Source organism: Zoogloea sp. (assembly GCF_041914405.1).
Taxonomy (GTDB): Bacteria; Pseudomonadota; Gammaproteobacteria; order Burkholderiales; family Rhodocyclaceae; genus Zoogloea.
Map to the genome: position 1 here is coordinate 39,048 of NZ_JAYSDK010000010.1, position 17,961 is coordinate 57,008.

Genomic DNA, 17,961 nt, shown 5'->3' on the forward strand with positions numbered 1-17,961 from the left:
TCTCCGTTTCAGGCAGCCCGCGCCTGCGGCGGGAAGATCTGCGCGTCCTCGATGCGCAGTTCGGCGGCCACCAGGTTGCTGCGCCCGTCCTCGTAGCTCACCTGGGTCTCGATGTACTGGCTGGCCTTGCCGGCGTACAGCGCATCGACCAGCACCGCGTATTTCTCGGCGATGAAGTTGCGGCGCACCTTGCGAGTCCGGGTCAGCTCACCGTCGTCGGCATCGAGCTCCTTGTGCAGGATCAGGAAACGGCGGACCTGGGCGTCGCCCATCGCCGCATCGCCGGCCAGATCGGCATTGACCTGCTCGACGCAGTCCTTCAGCAGCGCATACACCGCCGCCTGGCTGGCCAGGTCGGTGTAGCCGGCATAGGCCAACCCGCGGCGCTCGGCCCAGTTGCCAACCGCCTCCAGGTCGATGTTGATGAAGGCGGTGACGTGGTCGCGGCGGTTGCCGAAGCACACCGCCTCCTTCACGTAGGGGAAGAACTTCAGCTTGTTCTCGATGTAGTTGGGGGCGAACATGCCGCCGCCGTTCAGGCGCCCCACATCCTTGGCCCGGTCGATGATCTTCAGGTGGCCGTCGGAATCGAAGATGCCCGCATCGCCGGTCATGAAATAGCCCTCGGCGTTGAGCGCCTCGGCAGTCGCTTCCGGGCGCTTGTAGTAGGCCTTCAGCAGCATCGGCCCCCGCACCAGGATCTCCCCGTTGTCTGCCAGCTTCACCTCCACCTGCGGCGCCGGCTTGCCCACCGAGTCAAGCTTGATCTGGCCATCGGGCTGTAAACACACATATGCACAGGTCTCAGTCTGGCCGTAGAGCTGCTTGAGGTTGATGCCGATGGAACGGTAGAAGCGGAACAGGTCCGGCCCGATCGCCGCGCCGGCAGTGTAGGCGACGCGGATGCGGCTGAGGCCCAGCACGTTCTTCAGCGGTGCGTAGATCAGCAGCTTGCCCAACCCGTAGCGCAGGCGTTCACCCAGCGGGACCGGCCTGCCGTCCAGGATGTCGGCACCGCAGCGCCGCGCCACCTCCATGAAATAAGCGAACAGCGCACGCTTCGGCCGGCTGGCGTCCTCCATGCGGATCGTCACCTGCGTCAGCAGGTTCTCGAAGACCCGAGGCGGCGCGAAGTAGTAAGTCGGCCCGATCTCGCGCAGGTCGTTCATCACCGTCTCGGCGGATTCCGGACAGTTGATCGTGAAACCGGCCACCAACGCCTGGGCATAGGAGAACAGGTGGTCGCCAACCCAGGCCATCGGCAGGTAGGACAGGATGTCCTCGGTCTCGCCGAGGCGGTCGAAGGCACAGCCGCCCCGGGCGGCAGCGATGAAGGCGGCGTGGCTCTGGCAGACCCCCTTCGGCTGGCCGGTGGTGCCGGAGGTGTACAGCATCACCGCGATGTCCTCGGGACTGCCCTTGTCGATCTCGTTGGTGAGGAAGTCGGGGTGGTGCTCGTCGTGGATACGCCCCATCTCCAGCACCTCGTCCATGCCGTGCAGAAAGGGCTGGTTGTAGTGGCGCAGGCCGCGCGGGTCGTCGTAGACGATGCGCTCGAGGCTCGGCAGGCCCGCCTCGATCTCGAGCAGTTTGTCTACCTGCTCCTGGTCCTCGACGCAGGCGAAGCGGATGTCCGCGTCCTTCATCACGTAGGCCATTTCCTGGGCCACCGCATCCTGGTACATCATTACCGGGATGCCCCCCAGGCACTGGCAGGCCGCCACAGACCAGTACAGGCGCGGCCGGTTGTCCCCCACCACGGCCAGCCGGTCGCCGCGCTTGAAGCCCAACTCGGCCAGGCCGCTGGCCAGCGCACGCACCCGAGCGGCGACATCCGCCCACGTGTAGGTCTGCCAAATCCCGTATTCCTTTTCGCGCATCGCCGGGCGCTGCGGGCGCTGCCGAGCGTGCTCCATCAGCAGGCGCGGAAAGGTGTCCAGGCTGGCGACGTCCACAGCTGCCGCTCGGGTCGTGGCCATGCCCCCTCCTCCGGTTTGTCTCGATGTCGTCCCCCGCGGCTTCTACCGATGACGCCCGTGGGCGTTGCCGGTGGCGGCGGGTGGGCTATTTCGTCTCGGGGATCAGTCTGGCAAAGCAAGTTTGCGCAACTGTTTTTCAAATGTACGGAATTGTGGCGGTGCTGGAGGCCCTGCGTTCCGGATCAGCTTGCAAACGCGAGACCATCGCCCCCGGACGCAATGACGTAGCGCCCGCGCCCCTGGTCCTTGGCCACGTACATGGCCTGGTCGGCGGCCAGCAGCATGGCCTCGGGCGTACCCGTCCCGTCGCTGATGGCGATGCCGATAGACACACCCAGCAGGCACAGGTTGTCCTTGATGGTCAGCGGCGCCGCGAGCGCCTCGAGGCAGCGCCTGGCCAGGCGTGCCGCCCCTTCCGAGGCGTCTGGCCCCAGATCGGTGGCCAGCATCACGAATTCATCGCCACCGACACGGGCCAGCGTGTCGCTCTGGCGCAGCACCGTCGACAGGCGACGCGCCACCTCCACCAGCGCCGCATCGCCGGCCTCATGTCCGAGGCGGTCGTTGATCGGCTTGAAACCATCCAGGTCGAGAAACAGCACCGCCACCTGCGTGCGGTGGCGGGCGGCACGCGCCAGCCCCTGGCGCATACGGTCATCGAGCAGCATGCGGTTGGGCAGCCCCGTCAATCCATCGTGGTGGGCCATGCGCTGGAGTTCGGCCTGGCTGCTGGCCAGCTTGTCGAGCAGCCGGTTGAAGGCCTTGGTGAGGTGACCGACCTCGTCGTCGCGCACCACCGGCAACGGCTCCAGCGGAATCTCGTCCTGGGTCATGCGCTCGGCGAGGGTCGCAGCCCGATGCAGCGGACGAAGCGTAAACCGCACAAATACGCCCGCTACCAGCAACACGAGGGCCATCGCGGTGAAGCTGTGGCGGATCACGTTGTCCTGGGCCCGGCGAACCGGCGCAAAGGCTTCCGCCGTCGGCATGCGCGCCACCACGAACCAGCCGGTGCTCGCTACGCTGGCCATCGACCCCAACTCCTCGACGCCCTTGGCATTGATCGTCACGCCGCTACCGCGGAAGCCGGCCATGGCCCGGTCGTGCAGCAGATTGACGCCGGGCGGCGGGGTCGGCTTGAGCAACAGGTCCGGGTCGCCCGCCGCGACGAATAGCGTGTCGACGGGTGAGACGAGCAGAAAACCGCCGGTTTCGCCGATCCGCCCCTGGTTGATGCGGTCGAGGAAATCCGGCGCCGTCAGCGCGGTGATGCCCACCAGCACGGCCACCACGTGGCCGCCGGCATCCTTCAGCGGGACGCCCATCGGTAGTACCGGTTGTTTGGTGAAGCTTCCCACCAGCGGTGCACCAACCCCAGCCCTCCCCTGCAGGGCCCGCAGAAAACCCGGATTGCCGGCCGCCGACGCGCCGCGACGCCCCGGCACCCGGGGGAAGTCGACGATCACGTGGCCGTCGGTGGCGATTACCAGCAGGCCCAGGTTGAATGCCGGATGGAGCGAGTGCCGTTCGGCAAGCCAGGCCTCCAGCCGGGACGGCTGGCCGAGCAATTCCCGCGGCAAGGTGGCCGCCAGTTGGTCCAGCAGTTGGCGGCGCTGGCGGATCTTGTAGTCGATCTCCCGTGCCACCTCGTCGGCCAGCGCCATCTGCTGGGCCGACACCAGCTGGGTAAGGTCTTCACGCAGGTAACGGGCCTGCAGCACGTAACGCGCCGCGCCGCCGGCTATGACCAGCAGCATGCCGAACAGCACCAAGCGGGTGACGAGACTGTTGGAGATGCGCTTCAGAGCCATCGGCCTATGGTAGCCGAGGGCTGACATGCACACCTCCGACAAAAGTCATCCTTCCATGCCGAAAACCGTGTCGACGCCGTGCATGGCGCCATGCCTAGTCGGCGGCCTGTCCGGCCCAGCGCTCCGAACGCAGCGCACGGGCGACGGCCGCGGCGCGGGCCTCCAGCAACGCATCGGTAGCACCGGCGGGATCGTCCTCGTAATTGGCCCGGAGCGCCGCCTCGTCGAGCACCTTGCAGGCATCCAGCGCCGCAGCCAGCATCGCGGCCTTCGGATAGGAGCGGGTCGCCCGACCGGGATAGGCCCGGAAATCGCAGGTGCACAACAGCATCAGCCAGTCGAAGCGCTGCGGCTGGCCGAAGGCATCGACCCGCTCGAGCATCGCCGCGATGGAGCCGGCCCGCATCTCCGCGGCCCGATGCACCCGCTCCACCTCCAGCAGCGCCAGCACGGCCAGATCCCGAAACTCCGGTGGCACGCGGAAGCGTTCCGCAATCGCCTCGATTCGCGGCAGGCCGCGCTCCATGTGGCGATAATGGGCGGGCAGGTGCTCCGGTGGCGAATCGGACTTGCCGACGTTGTAGAGCAAGGCCGCAAAACGCACCGCCAGCGGCGCCTGGCGGCGCGCGGCCTCGTCCACCACACGGAACTGATGCTCGCCGATGTCCACGGTCGGCGGATCATCCGCGCTCTGGGGCATGCCAAACAAGGCATCCAGCTCCGGCAGCAACACCTGCAACGCCCGGCTCTCGCGCAGCACCCACAGCATTCGCGACGGCGCGTCGCTCATCAGGCCGTTGGCCAGCTCGGCCCAGGCCTGCGCGGGATCGAGATCGGCGAGCAGGCCCTCGGCAACCTGGCGCCGCATCAAGGCGATCGTCTCCCGGTCCACCTCCCCGTCTTGGCTGGCTGCCGCCGCGGCGATGCGCAGCAGATTGACGGCCGGATTCACCAGCAGGGGCGCGATGGGGCTGCGGGGCAGTTGGAAGCTCATGGAGTGTCTCGCGAGGAATGGCGGGTTTTCGACAGATGCCGGACGAATGTGTCGTGGGCATACCAAAAAACCTGCCACGACAGGATCGTGCAGGTACTTTGGAAGACTTGCCGGAGCTTGAAGCAAGAAGAGGACCCACTGGTCCACGCCCAGAGCAGTCCGCTTGCTCTGCGGCTTACAGCGATCACCGCCCCACTGCGGGGGCGGCGTCGCGAACATGCAGGTGCTTAGTCGCTACCGATCGGGCCGAGCTGCTTGCGGAGTTTGTCCCACATGGACGGTGACGGCGGGGCGGAAGTCATCCCCATCTGCTCCTTGTCCATGTCGGTACGCACCGGCCCCTGCGCCCCGTACCACTCCTGAGTGCCATAGGACGGCGAGTCCATCCCCATGCCCTTGCCCGCGTCCGGACTATGCATGGTCCCCATCGAGCGGCTGTCGGTGAGTTCCTTGAGACTGTCATTGAGGTCGGCTGCCAGGGCGGTGGCCAGCGGAATCAGGCTCAGGACGCTTCCCGTCAGAAGGCCGGCACCGATCTTCATCCAACGACTCGATTTCATTTTGCCCTCCGTGTGTGGTGATCCTCCCCGCAAAACAAGGCAAGCAAGTGAACGGTGCGCTACCGCTCCGGGGTCTGGGCCCGCGGGCGGTGGTCTGCACACCTCCATATTAGTCGACGAAAACAGTCGGAAAAGAACCCATTCCGCTAGCGTGGGGCTTCCGGAGCGAGGGCATCCTTCAGCTCCAGCATGGCCAGCACATCACCCACCAGCGCGCGATGCGCCTCCGGCGCATTCCGGTACCAGTGGGTCAGATAGGCGCGCAGGCTGCTGCGCGCATCGGCCGGATCGAGATTCAGGTAGGCCAGGGCCTGCCAGTTCTCGGGATTGCCGTCGAACAAAGGCAGCAGCAGGTTGGCCAACACCTCATTCTTGTCGCGCAGATAGGGGTTGTTGCGCAGCGCATCCTCGTTGTCCCGCAGCCAGCCCGCCAGCGGCGCATCGTGCGGCAACTGGCGGTGCCCTTCGGAAATCAGCAGGTCGAAGAAACGCCGCAAAGGGGCCGCTTCGCCAACCCATTCAGGCCCCGGCGGCGCACTCTCCCAGCGCTGGGCGAGGCGCTTGAGGGTAAACAGGGAAGCCGTCTCGCACAGGGTTTCCTCGAACCACTGGTTGTAGCGGGTCGGCGCTGCGCCGGGCGCCACGTTCTCGTCGTAGTTGGACAGCACATGGCACAGCTCATGGGCAAACTCGTAGGCGTACAGGTGCCAGTTGTCACCACGGGCATGCAGGCGAATCCGGTACTCGCCCTGCTGCCCGCGACCGTACAGCGCCACCGGCGGCCCGTCCGTATGGGTGACGACGATGGGCACCGCGAGCCGCTCGGGCAGGTTCACCAGCAACGCGTCGGCAACCTCCTTGAGTACGGTCTCGATGGCCTCCTTGCGGGCACTGCCCCAGCCGCCCCCCTGCACCTGGATGTCGAGGGCCGGCTTGCGCTGCCCGGCCGCCTTCTTGAGCACCGGCGCGTCCGCCCCACTGCCGGCATGGGCCAGCGAGCACAGGATGGATGCCATGACGAAGGGCACGCGCATGCCACGCCGCAGCCAGGCCTCCGGCACCTCCGGACGAAACCGCGTGCGCTTCTTCTTGTCCATGACACACCCCGCGTCAAACAAGGGCCGCGCCGGCAGCCCGTGCTTTCAGGATAGATCGGCACCCGGGGTTCCGCGCTATCATCAGCGCCCGCCGATGCAAACAACATTCCACCTGCTGTGATGAAGAACCCGCTCCGCCGCTACCTGGCGATCCTGGCCCTGTGCCTGCCCTGCCTTGTATCCCATGCCGCCGATGCGCCAGCCAGCGACGGCCGCGCCCACTTCGAGGCGGCGGCACAGACCGCCATGGCCGCCGTCCAGCCCGGCCCGCGGGACATCCCGCTGGGCGAGCAGGGCAAGCTGCACCTGCCGGCCGGTTACGGCTTCATCCCGCAGGCCGAGGCGTCGGCGCTGCTGGCCGCCCAGGGCAATCACACCGGCCCCGGCTTCCATGGCCTGATCGTCAGCGACAGGCTGGAAGGCTTCCTGGCCCTCGAGTACGAAGCGGCCGGCTATGTGAAGGACGAAGATGCCAAGGAGTGGGATGCCGCCAAGCTGCTCGACAACCTGAAGGAAGGCACCGAATCCGCCAACGAGGAACGCCGCAAGCTTGGCATTCCAGAGTTCAGCGTGGTCGGCTGGGTGGAGGCGCCCAACTACGACGCCGCCACCCACCGCCTGGTGTGGTCCGTGATCACCCGCCGGAAGGACGCCCCAGCCGGCGGGGATGGGGTGAACTACAACACCTACGTGCTCGGGCGGGAGGGCTATTTCTCGATGAACCTGATCACCGGCCTGGCCCACATCGACCAGGAGAAACCCGCCGCCCGCGAGTTGCTGGCCGCCCTCGAGTTCAACGACGGCAAGCGCTACGCCGACTTCAACTCATCCACCGACAAGGTCGCCGAGTACGGCCTGGCTGCGCTGGTCGGCGGCATCGCCGCCAAGAAGCTGGGGCTGCTGGCGTCCCTTGGCCTCTTCCTGGCCAAGTTCTGGAAGGCCGGCGCGCTGGCCGTCGTCGGCCTCGGTGCGGGAGTGCGCAAGCTGCTCGGCAAGAAGGACGGCGCATGATCAAGCTGCTCCTGCTCCTCCTCAGTGGCGCCAAGTTCGGCAAGCTGCTCACCACGGGCGGCACCATGCTGATCTCGCTCGGTGTCTATGCGCTGATCTGGGGCTGGCGCTACGCCGCCGGCTTCATCGTGCTGCTGTTCTGCCACGAGATAGGCCATTACATCGCCGCCCGCCAGCGCGGCCTGAACGTCGGCGCACCGACCTTCATCCCCTTCGTCGGCGCCTGGATCAACCTCAAGGAGCAGCCGATGAACGCCGAAACCGAAGCCTACGTGGCGATGGCCGGCCCGCTAGCCGGTACCCTCGCTGCACTGGCCTGTTATTTCCTGGCCCGCTCGGAGGACAGCACACTGTTGCTGGCGATCAGCTATTCCGGCTTCTTCCTGAACCTGTTCAACCTGATCCCGGTGCCGCCGCTGGACGGCGGCCGCATGACCGGCGTGGTGTCGCGCAAGTTCTGGATGCTCGGCGCGCCGGCGCTGGTCGGCCTGTTCCTATGGCGCCCGAGCCCGATGCTGATCCTCATCGCGTTCCTTGCCGCCCCTCACGTGTGGAAGGCCTTCCGCGGGGAAGGCGGCGAGGCGCCTGGCTACTACGACACCCCACCGGCCAAGCGCTTCGAATACGCCCTGCTGTACCTGGGCCTGCTGGCCTACCTGGCGGTGATGACCTACGACGTACATGAGATGCTGGGCGGCCTGCGCGCCCAGCTCTGAACGCCGGCCTCAAGCCGTCGGCTTCGCACGGGCGCGCAGGGCCTGCTCGATGTCGTCGGCCCAGGCCGGCGCATCGCCGGCCGCAACCCGCGCAGTACGAATCAGGGCCAGGTTGCGGGCGGTGCTTTCCGGCTCCCAGTTCTCGCGCACCGCAGCCAGCGCGTTGGCAGTCGCGTCCAGTGCGGCGGCCTCGTCGCGGGCCAGCACGGCCAGCTCGATCAGCGTGGCGAAATCCCAGTAATCCGGCGTACCCCTGGCAATGCGCCGCTTCACCGCGTAGGTGACAACCGGCAGCAGTTCGATGCGCCGCGGGTCCGGCGGGCTGGCCAGCTCCATCAGGGTCACCGCATTGATGCCAGGATAGGCGTCGCGCCAGTCGGCCTCGAAGCCCTGCAGATAAGTGTCGATGGCCTTGCGCAGCCAGCCGCGGGCGGCCAAGGCGTTACCGGCCTTCGTCTCGGCCTCCCAACGGTCCTTGTAAACACGGCCGAGCAGGCCATTGGTCTCGCTGCTCGGGCCACGGCTGGCAATGAGTTCCAGCAGGACAGCCTCGGCCTCGTCCCGACGGCCCAGGCGGTTGAGGGCGAAGCCGTACTGCTCCTGCACCAGCGTGCTGCGGGCCAAGGGCTTGGACATGCCCGCCACCAGGTCCACCATGCCCTGCCAGTCGCTCACCGCCCGGTAGGACAGCAGCAGGTCCACCAGCACGCCGGCCTCGGCGGCAGACAAATCGCCGAGACCCAGTGCCGCCGCCCGCACCGCATCCTGGCCGGCCTTCCGTGCCACCGCCAACTTGTTGCGGGCATCCAGCGCATAGCGGGCCTGGTCGCGGAACACGTCGGTCTTCAGGCGGGCGATGTCCGGAGCCACGTAGCCTTCCAGCAACTGGAACACCGGACTGTCGCGGGGCGGCTCGTCGCGGGCGCGCCGCGCCTCGTCGAGAGAAGCCGTCAGCGCCGTGGCGGCGGCGACCGGATCGGCCGGCACGCCGCCCGCATCCATGGCGTAGCGAATCGTGCGCAACGGCGCCACATCGAAGGGCAAGGCACCCGTGTCGCCGAACAGCATCACCGTCGTCGCCGGCCGCACACCATGGCGCAGGCCCAGTTCATAAAAGACATTGGGGTTGGCACCGGTCAGGTCGGCCACCGCGAAATCGCACAGGATCAGGCGCTCGTACATCGGCTTGTGGATCAGCCCGCCAACGGCCTCTTCGTCGGCCCGCAACGGCTCCATGCCGGCCGCCGCGATGCCCGGCTGGATCAGGCGCCCATAGATCGCATCGAAATCCACCACCTGCCCGGAGGCCAGGGTCTTCTTGCCAAAGGGCATCAGGACGAAACACAGCGGACGGGTCATCACGGCCTCCGGTCGGAATCATCCTTCAGCGTAGGCGAAATCGGGCGGCATGAGATTGCCTCCTGAACCATGCCCTCCGGATCGCGGAGTGCATGCACCCGATGGCCGGCAGGAGCCATCGCGCATCCGGGTGCTGCACGCACGCTCAAGAAGGCGATCCCCCTGGCAGCTACGGTGCTCCTCGTAGACGGAGCAAGGAACATTCTGTCGAAATAAAACTTATCCACTTAGAATTTATTTGATTTTCATAAAAAAATTACTTAAATAGGCAATGAAATGAATAAAGCATAGAACTTTTCCATCGCTTTTTCACTACCGAGGTTCCTCATGAGAAGTTTGTTTCGGGGGGCAGCGACAACGCTGGCCGCGCTGCTCCTGCCTCTGTCTGCCGCCAACGCAAGCATCATCGATTACACGTCGACCGCACTGGGCGGCAACCACTGGCGTTTCGATTACACGGTCCATAACGACACCTTGGGAACACCGCTAGATGAATTCACGGTCTTTTTCGATGAAAACCTGTTCGCCAACCTGGCGGGGGCAACGGGCCCGTCCGGCTGGGATGTGCTGCTGATCCAGCCGGATACCGGCATTCCCGCAGCCGGCTATTTCGATGGCCTGGCGCTGACCGGTGGCATAGCGTTCGGCGACACCCTGGGCGGCTTTTCCGTTACGTTCGATTACCTGGGCGCGGGCACGCCCGTTGCACAACTGTTTTCCATCGTCGATCCAAACTCCTTCCTTGAACTCGACAGCGGCCTGACCAAGAGCAGCAGCGTGCCGCTACCCGGCACCCTGCCGCTGATGCTGGCTGGTATGGGAGCAATGGCTTACTGGCAGCGCCGCCGCGATGGAGGTGCGCAATGAAACCGTGGATCAAAGCAGTATTCAGCGCAACGGTACTGGCAGCCACGCTGGCCGGTTGCGGTGGCGACCAAGGCGCGGACGGCAGCCGTGATGCGGCACAAATGCAGTCGAGCAACGCCATGCTGAAAACAGCCGCAGTTGCCGCGCAATTCGAAGTCGTGGAGCTGGGGAAGGTGGCCGAGACGCGCATCAGCCGTACCGTCTATGAGTACACGTACCGGGTTTCGATCCGTAATAACGGCGTCTCCGGCGCGGCCAACGTACTGGCTGAACTGCTGGCCGTACCGGCCGGTACCACCATCATCGACGGCACCGTTGCCGCGGGCAGCATTGGCGCCGGCGCCACTGCAACCCCAACGGATGTGATCGTGCTGCGCATCGACCGAACGCAGCCGTTCGACCTAGCCAGCCTGTCGTGGAAGATCACCGCCAGCGATGTTCAGCAACTGGCACCCGCGAAGCCCGCGGAAGTGGTGGTGCTGCCTCTAGCAGACATCGGGGTCCCGGACGACGTCGACAAGGTCACCGTGGCTGGAGCCGTCACCGACGTATTGCTGAAGGACGGCACCCTGCGCTTCTCGACACCGGGCGATACCGGCGCGCCGCAGCAGGCGGAGTTCACGTTGAGCGGCCCGAACGGCACCACGGTGCTGTCGCTGCCTATCCTTACCGAGCGGCCGCGGGAGCCGCTATTGCATGTGGAGCCGCGCGACGACGGCAGCGTGCCGGAAAATCCGCCCAGCCTGCAGGTTGGCGGCCTGGGACCGAACAACAGTATCGACGGCAATACGCTGAGCTTCAAGCTGGCAGGCTCGCCGTCGACCGACCTCGCAGATGACAGTGACGGCCTGGTCATCGGTGCCAAAAATACTGCGGTCAGCCTGAAGAGTTACTGGACTTACGACCCTGTCAGCACGACTTTCACGATTTCCGGCAGCAAGCTGCAGCAACTGATGGCAGCGCTCCCGGCCGGCGCGCTGACCGTGTCGCTGAACTTCGTGTCGAAGGACGGCGAATTCGCATCCTCCTATGAATTCCTCGCCATCCGCCAGGGCGCCAAGGTGGCCGGCAAACTGGTGGCACCGGGCGGAGCTCCCGTAACCACACTGGCGGGCAAGAAGATCCTCCTGCGTGGCTATAACAACCACTTGCGGCTGGTCGCACCGGTCGACGCCAACGGCCAGTTCAGCTTTGACAACGTGATTCCTGACACGTATCAGCTGACCCTGAACGACCTGGAAAACCCGAACGTGGTTTCTGCCAGCGCGATCATCCTGGCGAACACAACGACGGCGAACGTGTCACTCACATACACGCTCAACAAGACGGTCCAGAAGGCCGCAATGGCAGCCGGCCCGGCTCACAGCTTTGTCGCCAGCACGCTGACGCAGGATGGCACGGCGCCGGCCGCACGGGACGTGCCGACCGCGCGCGCCCAAAGCGGCGGCGTGTTTGCACCGACCGCCGGCGGCGCGCAGACGTTCAGCGCCACCGCGGCCGCGCAGAACGCCACCATCACCACGCCAATCTCGTATCAAGTGGCCAAGGGCACCCAGAACGTAGGCGTGAAGATCACGGTGTACACGGCCGAATACCCGGATTACACAACGCAGCAGAGCCAGTACAACGACACCTGGTCGTATTCCGTCACCGGACTACCGAACAAGGTGCTGTCGGCCAGCGGTTCGGTCAACCAGTCGCACTTCACGCAGGGCACGATCACCAAGACCGATTGTGTCGACGTCAGCACACAGACCAAGGAAGGGCCGATCACTATCGGCGGCGCCGTCAGCGCCACCAACATCGGCGACAGCGCCTTGGCGACGGTCACCACGGTCGAACTGACGACCGGCTGCGTCGGCCTGAGAGTTACGGCGGCCAAGTTCGTGTCGCCCAACAAGGATGCGCACCCCGTACTGCAGCCGATCAAGCTGCAAGGCAACCTGTCCGGCCCTTACCTGTCGACCCAGCTGACCGGAACGGACTCAACCCACACGCTGCCACTGGAAATCGAGTTCTCGCCGGCCGATGCCAAGATCACCGAAGTGAACATCAGCGTGTCGCCAAATGGCGGTAATCCGCAATTTGCAGCGGACAACCTGCTCAACCAGACGCATACGATGAGCAAGGGCAAGATCAAGCTCTCCGGCGTGTCGCTGCCCGCATTTGCCGGCGCAAAAACGTCTGGCAAGGTCGCTGTCACCGTGCGCATCAAAGGCACGGTAGAAGATACTGAAGTGACATCCAATCCACAGGAGGGCGGCCAGGTTTCGTTCAATAGCGATAGCGCCTTCACACCGCTATACCTGGCCAACAATGAAGCAGGCTTGGGAGCGCGTCGCTATGGTTCGCGCGATCCCGGCGGCGATTCGTGGGCAACCCAGCAGACCATCACGTGGCTGCAATCCCGCGCCTACCGCTTCGACGACATAAGTGGCATGCACGTGACGCAGACCTCCACCGGTCGTTCCATCCTTGGCCACAGCGGCCACAGCGACGGCCAGCAGATCGACCTGCGCTATGCGGACGGCCAGGGCGGCTACAGCGACGCGCTGGGTGGCCAGGGTGACGGCGCAGCAATCCAGCAAATGTTCAACGCCGCACGTCAGGAAGTGGTGAGCAATGCGGCCAACAAACCAAAGCTGGCAGGGCTGCAGGCATGGATTACCGCCAACCGCGCCCTGCTGGACGCGGAGGCACCGGCAGCCAGCACGCGCGTGATTTACATCGGACCGTCGTTCATCAAGCTGGCACTGGTGGATGGCAAGTTCTCGATATCGCCAAACCTGCCGATTCCTGGTGTCCCCGCCTGGACCAAACCGGCCCGTGTGCAGATCGACGCAGCGCACTTGAGCCACTGGCACCTGAGCATGACGGCAGCGCCGTAAGCGCAGCTCGCGGAGTGATGCATCCAGGCACCACTCCGCCCGACAGGACGTATTCCTGTCATCTTCCGGCACGCCATCTCCAGCATGGAGCTATCCGTCCGGACCAAGGACAAACGGCGCCTCCCGGCGCCGTTTGTCCTTGCTGTTCCCCTCTTGCGGAGGGTCTTCTTGTAAGCCTTACATGCTGCGGCGGTACTGGCCGCCCACTTGGTAGAGGGCGCCGGTGATCTGGCCGAGGGAGCAGTACTTCACCGCCTCCACCAGCACCGCGAAGACGTTGCCGTTCTCGATGACAGTCTGCTTCAACTTGGCCAGCCACTTCGGTGCTTCCTCGGCATTGCGGGCCTGGAAGTCGGCCAGACGCTTGAGCTGGCTCTGCTTTTCTTCCTCGGAGGAACGGGCCAACTCGATTTCCTGCTGTGCCATGCCCTTCGGGTTGAGGAAGGTATTCACGCCAATGATCGGGTAGGAGCCGTCGTGCTTCTTGTGCTCGTAGTACAGCGACTCTTCCTGGATCTTGCCGCGCTGGAAGCCGGTCTCCATCGCCCCGAGCACGCCACCGCGGGAGCTGATGGCTTCGAACTCCTTGAGCACAGCCTCTTCGACCAGGTCGGTCAGCTCTTCAATGATGAAGGCGCCCTGGTTGGGGTTCTCGTTCTTGGAGAGGCCCCATTCGCGGTTGATGATCAGCTGGATCGCCATCGCACGGCGCACGGACTCCTCAGTCGGCGTGGTGATCGCCTCGTCGTAGGCGTTGGTGTGCAGCGAGTTGCAGTTGTCGTAGATGGCGATCAGCGCCTGCAGCGTGGTGCGGATGTCGTTGAAGTCCATCTCCTGGGCGTGCAACGAGCGGCCGGAGGTCTGGATGTGGTACTTCAGCTTCTGGCTGCGCTCGTTGGCACCGTACTTGTTCTTCATCGCCACGGCCCAGATGCGGCGGGCGACGCGGCCGATCACCGAGTATTCCGGGTCCATGCCGTTGCTGAAGAAGAAGGACAGGTTCGGCGCAAAGTCGTCGATGTGCATGCCGCGGGCCAGGTAGCTTTCCACGTAGGTGAAGCCGTTGGACAGCGTGAAGGCAAGCTGGCTGATCGGGTTCGCACCGGCTTCGGCGATGTGGTAGCCGGAGATCGACACCGAGTAGAAGTTCTGCACCTTGTTATGGACGAAGAACTCCTGGATGTCGCCCATCATCTTCAGCGCGAACTCGGTGCTGAAGATGCAGGTGTTCTGGCCCTGGTCTTCCTTCAGGATGTCGGCCTGCACGGTACCGCGCACGGAGGACAGCACCCATTCGCGGATCTTCTCGGCTTCGTCTTCAGTCGGCTCACGGCCGTTCTGCGCCTTGAACTTGTCGAGTTGCTGGGCCAGCGCGGTGTTGAAGAACATCGCCAGGATGATCGGCGCCGGGCCGTTGATGGTCATCGACACGGAGGTGGTCGGATTGACCAGGTCGAAACCGTCGTACAGCACCTTCATGTCATCCAGCGTAGCGATGGACACGCCGGAGTTGCCGATCTTGCCGTAGATGTCCGGACGCGGATCCGGGTCGCAGCCGTACAGCGTCACCGAGTCGAAGGCGGTGGAGAGGCGATGCGCCGGCATGCCTTCGGACACGCGCTTGAAGCGGCGGTTGGTACGGAAGGCGTCACCTTCGCCGGCGAACATCCGGGTCGGGTCCTCGCCCTCGCGCTTGAAGGCGAACACGCCGGCGGTGTAAGGGAAGGAGCCGGGGACGTTTTCCTTCATCAGGAACTTGAGGGTCTCGCCGTCGTCCTCGAAGCGCGGCAGGGCCACCTTGCGGATCTTGCTGCCGGACAGGGACTCGGAGGTCAGCTGGGTGCGGATCTCCTTGTCGCGGATCTTCACCACGTACTCGTCGGCGGCGTACAGCTCGACGGTCTTCGGCCACATGTCGAGGAGCTTCTTGGAGGTGCCGGTCAGTTCGCCGTCCTTCCACTCGATCAGCTCGTCAAAGCTGCCGGCGTCCTTCTTGCAGCCTTCGAAGAGCTGCTTGGAGATGCGCAGGGCCTGGCGCTCGCGGGCCACCTTGGCCTGCTCGGCAGTATGTTTGTGGTAGCCGCGGACGGAGTCGGCGATCTCGGCCAGGTAGCGGGCACGCTCGGCAGGAACGATGGCGCGGCCACGGCTCGAAGCCTTGACGCTCACCAGCGGCAGCTTGGGCACCGCCAGCTTGAGGCCCTTGGAAGACAGCAGCGGGGCGATGGCCTGGTACAGCGCAGTGACGCCGTCGTCGTTGAAGCGGGCAGCCATCGTGCCGAACACCGGCATTTCTTCGGTCGGGGTGGAGAACAGCTCGCGGTTACGCTGGTACTGCTTGCGAACGTCGCGCAACGCATCCTCGGCGCCCTTACGGTCGAACTTGTTAATCGCCACGAAATCGGCGAAGTCGAGCATGTCGATCTTCTCGAGCTGGCTGGCAGCGCCGAACTCGGGGGTCATCACGTACAGGGACACATCGACGAAGGGCACGATGGCCGCGTCGCCCTGGCCAATGCCGGAGGTCTCGACGATGATCAGGTCGAAGCCGGCCAGGCGGGTGGCGGCGATCACCTCGGGCAGCGCGGCGGAGACTTCCTTGCCGGTGTCGCGGGTAGCCAGCGAACGCATGAAGATGTTCGGGTGCTCGATGGCGTTCATGCGGATGCGGTCGCCGAGCAGCGCGCCGCCGGTGCGCTTACGGGACGGATCGATGGAGACGATGGCCAGCTTGACCTTGTCGTCCTGGTCAAGGCGGAAGCGGCGCACCAGCTCGTCGGTGAGGCTGGACTTGCCTGCGCCGCCGGTGCCGGTGATGCCGAGGGCCGGCACCTTGAGGTCCTTTGCCGCCTCGATCAGCGCGGCCTTCACGTCATCCGGATAAGCACCGTTCTCGAGGCCGGTGATGACCTTGGAGAGAGCCCGGCGGTCACCGGACTTCAGCGCGGCGATGACGGCCTCGGCGCCCTGCGGGCCGGCGTGGCTCAGGTCTTGGTCGCAACGCTCGACGACGTCATTGATCATGCCCTGCAGACCAAGGATGGCGCCGTCTTCCGGCGAGTAAATGCGGGTCACGCCGTAGTCGTGGAGTTCCTTGATCTCGGCCGGCACGATCACGCCGCCGCCGCCGCCGAAGACCTTGATGTTCTCGCCGCCGTTCTCGCGCAGCAGGTCGATCATGTACTTGAAGAACTCCACGTGACCGCCCTGGTAGGACGTGATCGCGATGCCCTGCACGTCTTCCTGCAGCGCGGCATTGACGATCTCGCCCACCGAGCGGTTGTGCCCGAGGTGGATCACCTCGGAGCCGGTGGATTGAAGAATCCGCCGCATGATGTTGATCGACGCGTCGTGGCCATCGAACAATGCCGCCGCGGTGACGAAACGCACCTTGTTCTTGGGCTTGTAAGCGACGAGCTTCTTGGCAACGCTCAGGTCGGTCATAGTTGTCTCCCCCACATCATGTTTATCGATGCATTCATGTTAGAAGCGGGCGGCGCGCTCCGCCATTGCCGTTGTCGACGGGATTCGTGCAAAATCCGCCAAGCTGCAGTTCCACCTTTCCGTACGTACGCCAGGGAGCCGAAACCCTCTTGAGCACCAGCCAGTCCCGTAAACGTGCAACTGTTTCAATGGGTTTCGTGAGTGGCATGCTGTCCGGCATGCTGCATCGCAACATCGACACAGCGCCGCTACTCACCGGCCTCGACATCAATCTTGCAGACGCGGCCAGTCGCGTGCCGGTTGACCGCTACGCCACGCTGTACAACCTGGTGATCGGCGAACTGCAGGACGAGGGCTTCGGCCTGTTCTCCGCGCCGATGCGGCCGGGCAGTTTCGAGTTCCTGTGCCGCGGCATGCTCGGCGCACCGACGCTCGCCGACGCCCTCGACCGGGCGCGCCGCTTCCTGTCCATCGTGCTGCCCGACCTGGCGGTCGGCGTGCAGCGCCATGACAACCGCGCGGAGCTGCACATCAGCGAAATCGCCCCCTTGGCCGCCACGCCGGACGACCCGGCCCGGGTCTTCGCCTTCGAATGGCTGCTGCGCCTGCTGCACAGCCTGTCGTGCTGGCTGGTCGGGCGTGGCCTGGCCCTCGACGCGGTGGATTTCCCTTTCACCCGCCCTCCACACGCCGACGACTACGCGCTGGTGTATACCGAGCGCTCCGCCTTCGTTGCCGGCACCCAGCTGGTGGCGCGTTTCAACGCCACCCTCCTCGACCTGCCGATCCGCCGTGACGAAGCCGCGCTGGTGGCCTTTCTCGACGGCGCACCAGGGCGCATCAGCATGCTCTACCGGCGCGACCGCAACACCGTCACGCGGGTTCGCGACCTGATTCGCCACGCGCTGCCGGTAAGCCTGTCCCAGGATGACGTGGCCGGCCGCCTGCACATGTCGCCGCGCACCCTGCACCGCCGCCTGGAAGAGGAAGGCTCCAGCTTCCGCGGCATCAAGGAAGCCCTGCGGCGGGACCTGGCCCTGTCGCGCCTGACCAAGACCCGTCAGTCCATCGCCCAGGTTGCCGCCGACCTCGGCTACGCCGACACCTCGGCCTTCTACCGGGCCTTCACCGGATGGACCGGCATGTCCCCGGAGCGCTACCGGCGCCAGCTCGCCCAAGAGGAAACGGTCAACGACCACGACAAAGCCTAGAATGCCGGATCGGCCCAGAAACAT

The 17,961-nt window shown here is 65.2% G+C and carries 12 protein-coding genes; 5 read left to right on the forward strand and 7 right to left on the reverse strand.

Annotation, left to right across the window (positions count from 1 at the left end):
* Window positions 1-8: 8 nt before the first annotated feature.
* The 5 genes from ACE3RX_RS08130 to ACE3RX_RS08150 form a co-directional block, all read right to left on the reverse strand.
* On the reverse strand, window positions 9-1,979 hold the full coding sequence (locus tag ACE3RX_RS08130) for a long-chain fatty acid--CoA ligase (protein WP_374482169.1): 1,971 nt from the start codon (window positions 1,977-1,979) through the stop codon (window positions 9-11).
* Between the two features lie 182 nt (window positions 1,980-2,161).
* Complete coding sequence (locus tag ACE3RX_RS08135; protein ID WP_374482171.1) at window positions 2,162-3,790, reverse strand: diguanylate cyclase domain-containing protein; 1,629 nt, start codon at window positions 3,788-3,790, stop codon at window positions 2,162-2,164.
* 94 nt (window positions 3,791-3,884) lie between these two features.
* On the reverse strand, window positions 3,885-4,784 hold the full coding sequence (locus tag ACE3RX_RS08140; RefSeq protein ID WP_374482173.1) for a tRNA nucleotidyltransferase: 900 nt from the start codon (window positions 4,782-4,784) through the stop codon (window positions 3,885-3,887).
* Between the two features lie 227 nt (window positions 4,785-5,011).
* Window positions 5,012-5,344, reverse strand: coding sequence for a hypothetical protein (locus ACE3RX_RS08145; RefSeq protein WP_374482175.1), 333 nt, complete (start codon window positions 5,342-5,344; stop codon window positions 5,012-5,014).
* A 146-nt stretch (window positions 5,345-5,490) separates the two neighbouring features.
* A complete protein-coding gene (locus tag ACE3RX_RS08150; RefSeq protein WP_374482177.1) occupies window positions 5,491-6,441 on the reverse strand; it encodes a hypothetical protein in 951 nt (316 codons plus the stop codon).
* A gap of 120 nt (window positions 6,442-6,561) precedes the next feature.
* Here ACE3RX_RS08150 and ACE3RX_RS08155 point away from each other — a divergent pair, with 120 nt between their 5' ends.
* Both ACE3RX_RS08155 and ACE3RX_RS08160 read left to right on the forward strand, forming a co-directional pair.
* Window positions 6,562-7,452 (forward strand): DUF2167 domain-containing protein, encoded by an 891-nt coding sequence (locus ACE3RX_RS08155; protein WP_374482179.1) that lies wholly within the window; start codon window positions 6,562-6,564, stop codon window positions 7,450-7,452.
* Entirely contained in the window at window positions 7,449-8,168 is a 720-nt protein-coding gene (locus ACE3RX_RS08160) for a site-2 protease family protein (RefSeq protein WP_374482181.1), read from the forward strand. Before ACE3RX_RS08155 ends, ACE3RX_RS08160 begins: the two co-directional genes overlap by 4 nt.
* A 9-nt stretch (window positions 8,169-8,177) precedes the next feature.
* On the opposite strand, the gene ACE3RX_RS08165 is transcribed toward ACE3RX_RS08160, so the two are convergent.
* Window positions 8,178-9,527, reverse strand: coding sequence for a TRAFs-binding domain-containing protein (locus ACE3RX_RS08165; RefSeq protein ID WP_374482183.1), 1,350 nt, complete (start codon window positions 9,525-9,527; stop codon window positions 8,178-8,180).
* 327 nt (window positions 9,528-9,854) lie between these two features.
* Between ACE3RX_RS08165 and ACE3RX_RS08170 the strand changes: the two genes are divergently transcribed.
* On the forward strand, window positions 9,855-10,394 hold the full coding sequence (locus ACE3RX_RS08170; RefSeq protein WP_374482185.1) for a PEP-CTERM sorting domain-containing protein: 540 nt from the start codon (window positions 9,855-9,857) through the stop codon (window positions 10,392-10,394).
* Window positions 10,391-13,282, forward strand: a complete 2,892-nt coding sequence (locus ACE3RX_RS08175) for a hypothetical protein (RefSeq protein ID WP_374482187.1) — start codon at window positions 10,391-10,393, stop codon at window positions 13,280-13,282. The genes ACE3RX_RS08170 and ACE3RX_RS08175 overlap by 4 nt, the downstream gene beginning before the upstream one ends.
* A 177-nt stretch (window positions 13,283-13,459) precedes the next feature.
* Here the strand turns inward: ACE3RX_RS08175 and icmF are convergent, their stop codons facing one another.
* On the reverse strand, window positions 13,460-16,726 hold the full coding sequence (gene icmF / locus ACE3RX_RS08180; RefSeq protein WP_374482189.1) for a fused isobutyryl-CoA mutase/GTPase IcmF: 3,267 nt from the start codon (window positions 16,724-16,726) through the stop codon (window positions 13,460-13,462).
* 188 nt (window positions 16,727-16,914) lie between these two features.
* Here icmF and ACE3RX_RS08185 point away from each other — a divergent pair, with 188 nt between their 5' ends.
* Complete coding sequence (locus tag ACE3RX_RS08185; protein ID WP_374482191.1) at window positions 16,915-17,937, forward strand: AraC family transcriptional regulator ligand-binding domain-containing protein; 1,023 nt, start codon at window positions 16,915-16,917, stop codon at window positions 17,935-17,937.
* The last annotated feature ends 24 nt before the right edge of the window (window positions 17,938-17,961 follow it).

What these genes read in the sequence shown, in the direction of transcription:
- ACE3RX_RS08130 (WP_374482169.1), bottom strand. Translation starts at nt 1,979, where the DNA reads ATGGCCACGACCCGAGCGGCAGCTGTGGACGTCGCCAGCCTGGACACC.
- ACE3RX_RS08135 (WP_374482171.1), bottom strand. Translation starts at nt 3,790, where the DNA reads ATGGCTCTGAAGCGCATCTCCAACAGTCTCGTCACCCGCTTGGTGCTG.
- ACE3RX_RS08140 (WP_374482173.1), bottom strand. Translation starts at nt 4,784, where the DNA reads ATGAGCTTCCAACTGCCCCGCAGCCCCATCGCGCCCCTGCTGGTGAAT.
- ACE3RX_RS08145 (WP_374482175.1), bottom strand. Translation starts at nt 5,344, where the DNA reads ATGAAATCGAGTCGTTGGATGAAGATCGGTGCCGGCCTTCTGACGGGA.
- ACE3RX_RS08150 (WP_374482177.1), bottom strand. Translation starts at nt 6,441, where the DNA reads ATGGACAAGAAGAAGCGCACGCGGTTTCGTCCGGAGGTGCCGGAGGCC.
- ACE3RX_RS08155 (WP_374482179.1), top strand. Translation starts at nt 6,562, where the DNA reads ATGAAGAACCCGCTCCGCCGCTACCTGGCGATCCTGGCCCTGTGCCTG.
- ACE3RX_RS08160 (WP_374482181.1), top strand. Translation starts at nt 7,449, where the DNA reads ATGATCAAGCTGCTCCTGCTCCTCCTCAGTGGCGCCAAGTTCGGCAAG.
- ACE3RX_RS08165 (WP_374482183.1), bottom strand. Translation starts at nt 9,527, where the DNA reads ATGACCCGTCCGCTGTGTTTCGTCCTGATGCCCTTTGGCAAGAAGACC.
- ACE3RX_RS08170 (WP_374482185.1), top strand. Translation starts at nt 9,855, where the DNA reads ATGAGAAGTTTGTTTCGGGGGGCAGCGACAACGCTGGCCGCGCTGCTC.
- ACE3RX_RS08175 (WP_374482187.1), top strand. Translation starts at nt 10,391, where the DNA reads ATGAAACCGTGGATCAAAGCAGTATTCAGCGCAACGGTACTGGCAGCC.
- icmF (WP_374482189.1), bottom strand. Translation starts at nt 16,726, where the DNA reads ATGACCGACCTGAGCGTTGCCAAGAAGCTCGTCGCTTACAAGCCCAAG.
- ACE3RX_RS08185 (WP_374482191.1), top strand. Translation starts at nt 16,915, where the DNA reads ATGGGTTTCGTGAGTGGCATGCTGTCCGGCATGCTGCATCGCAACATC.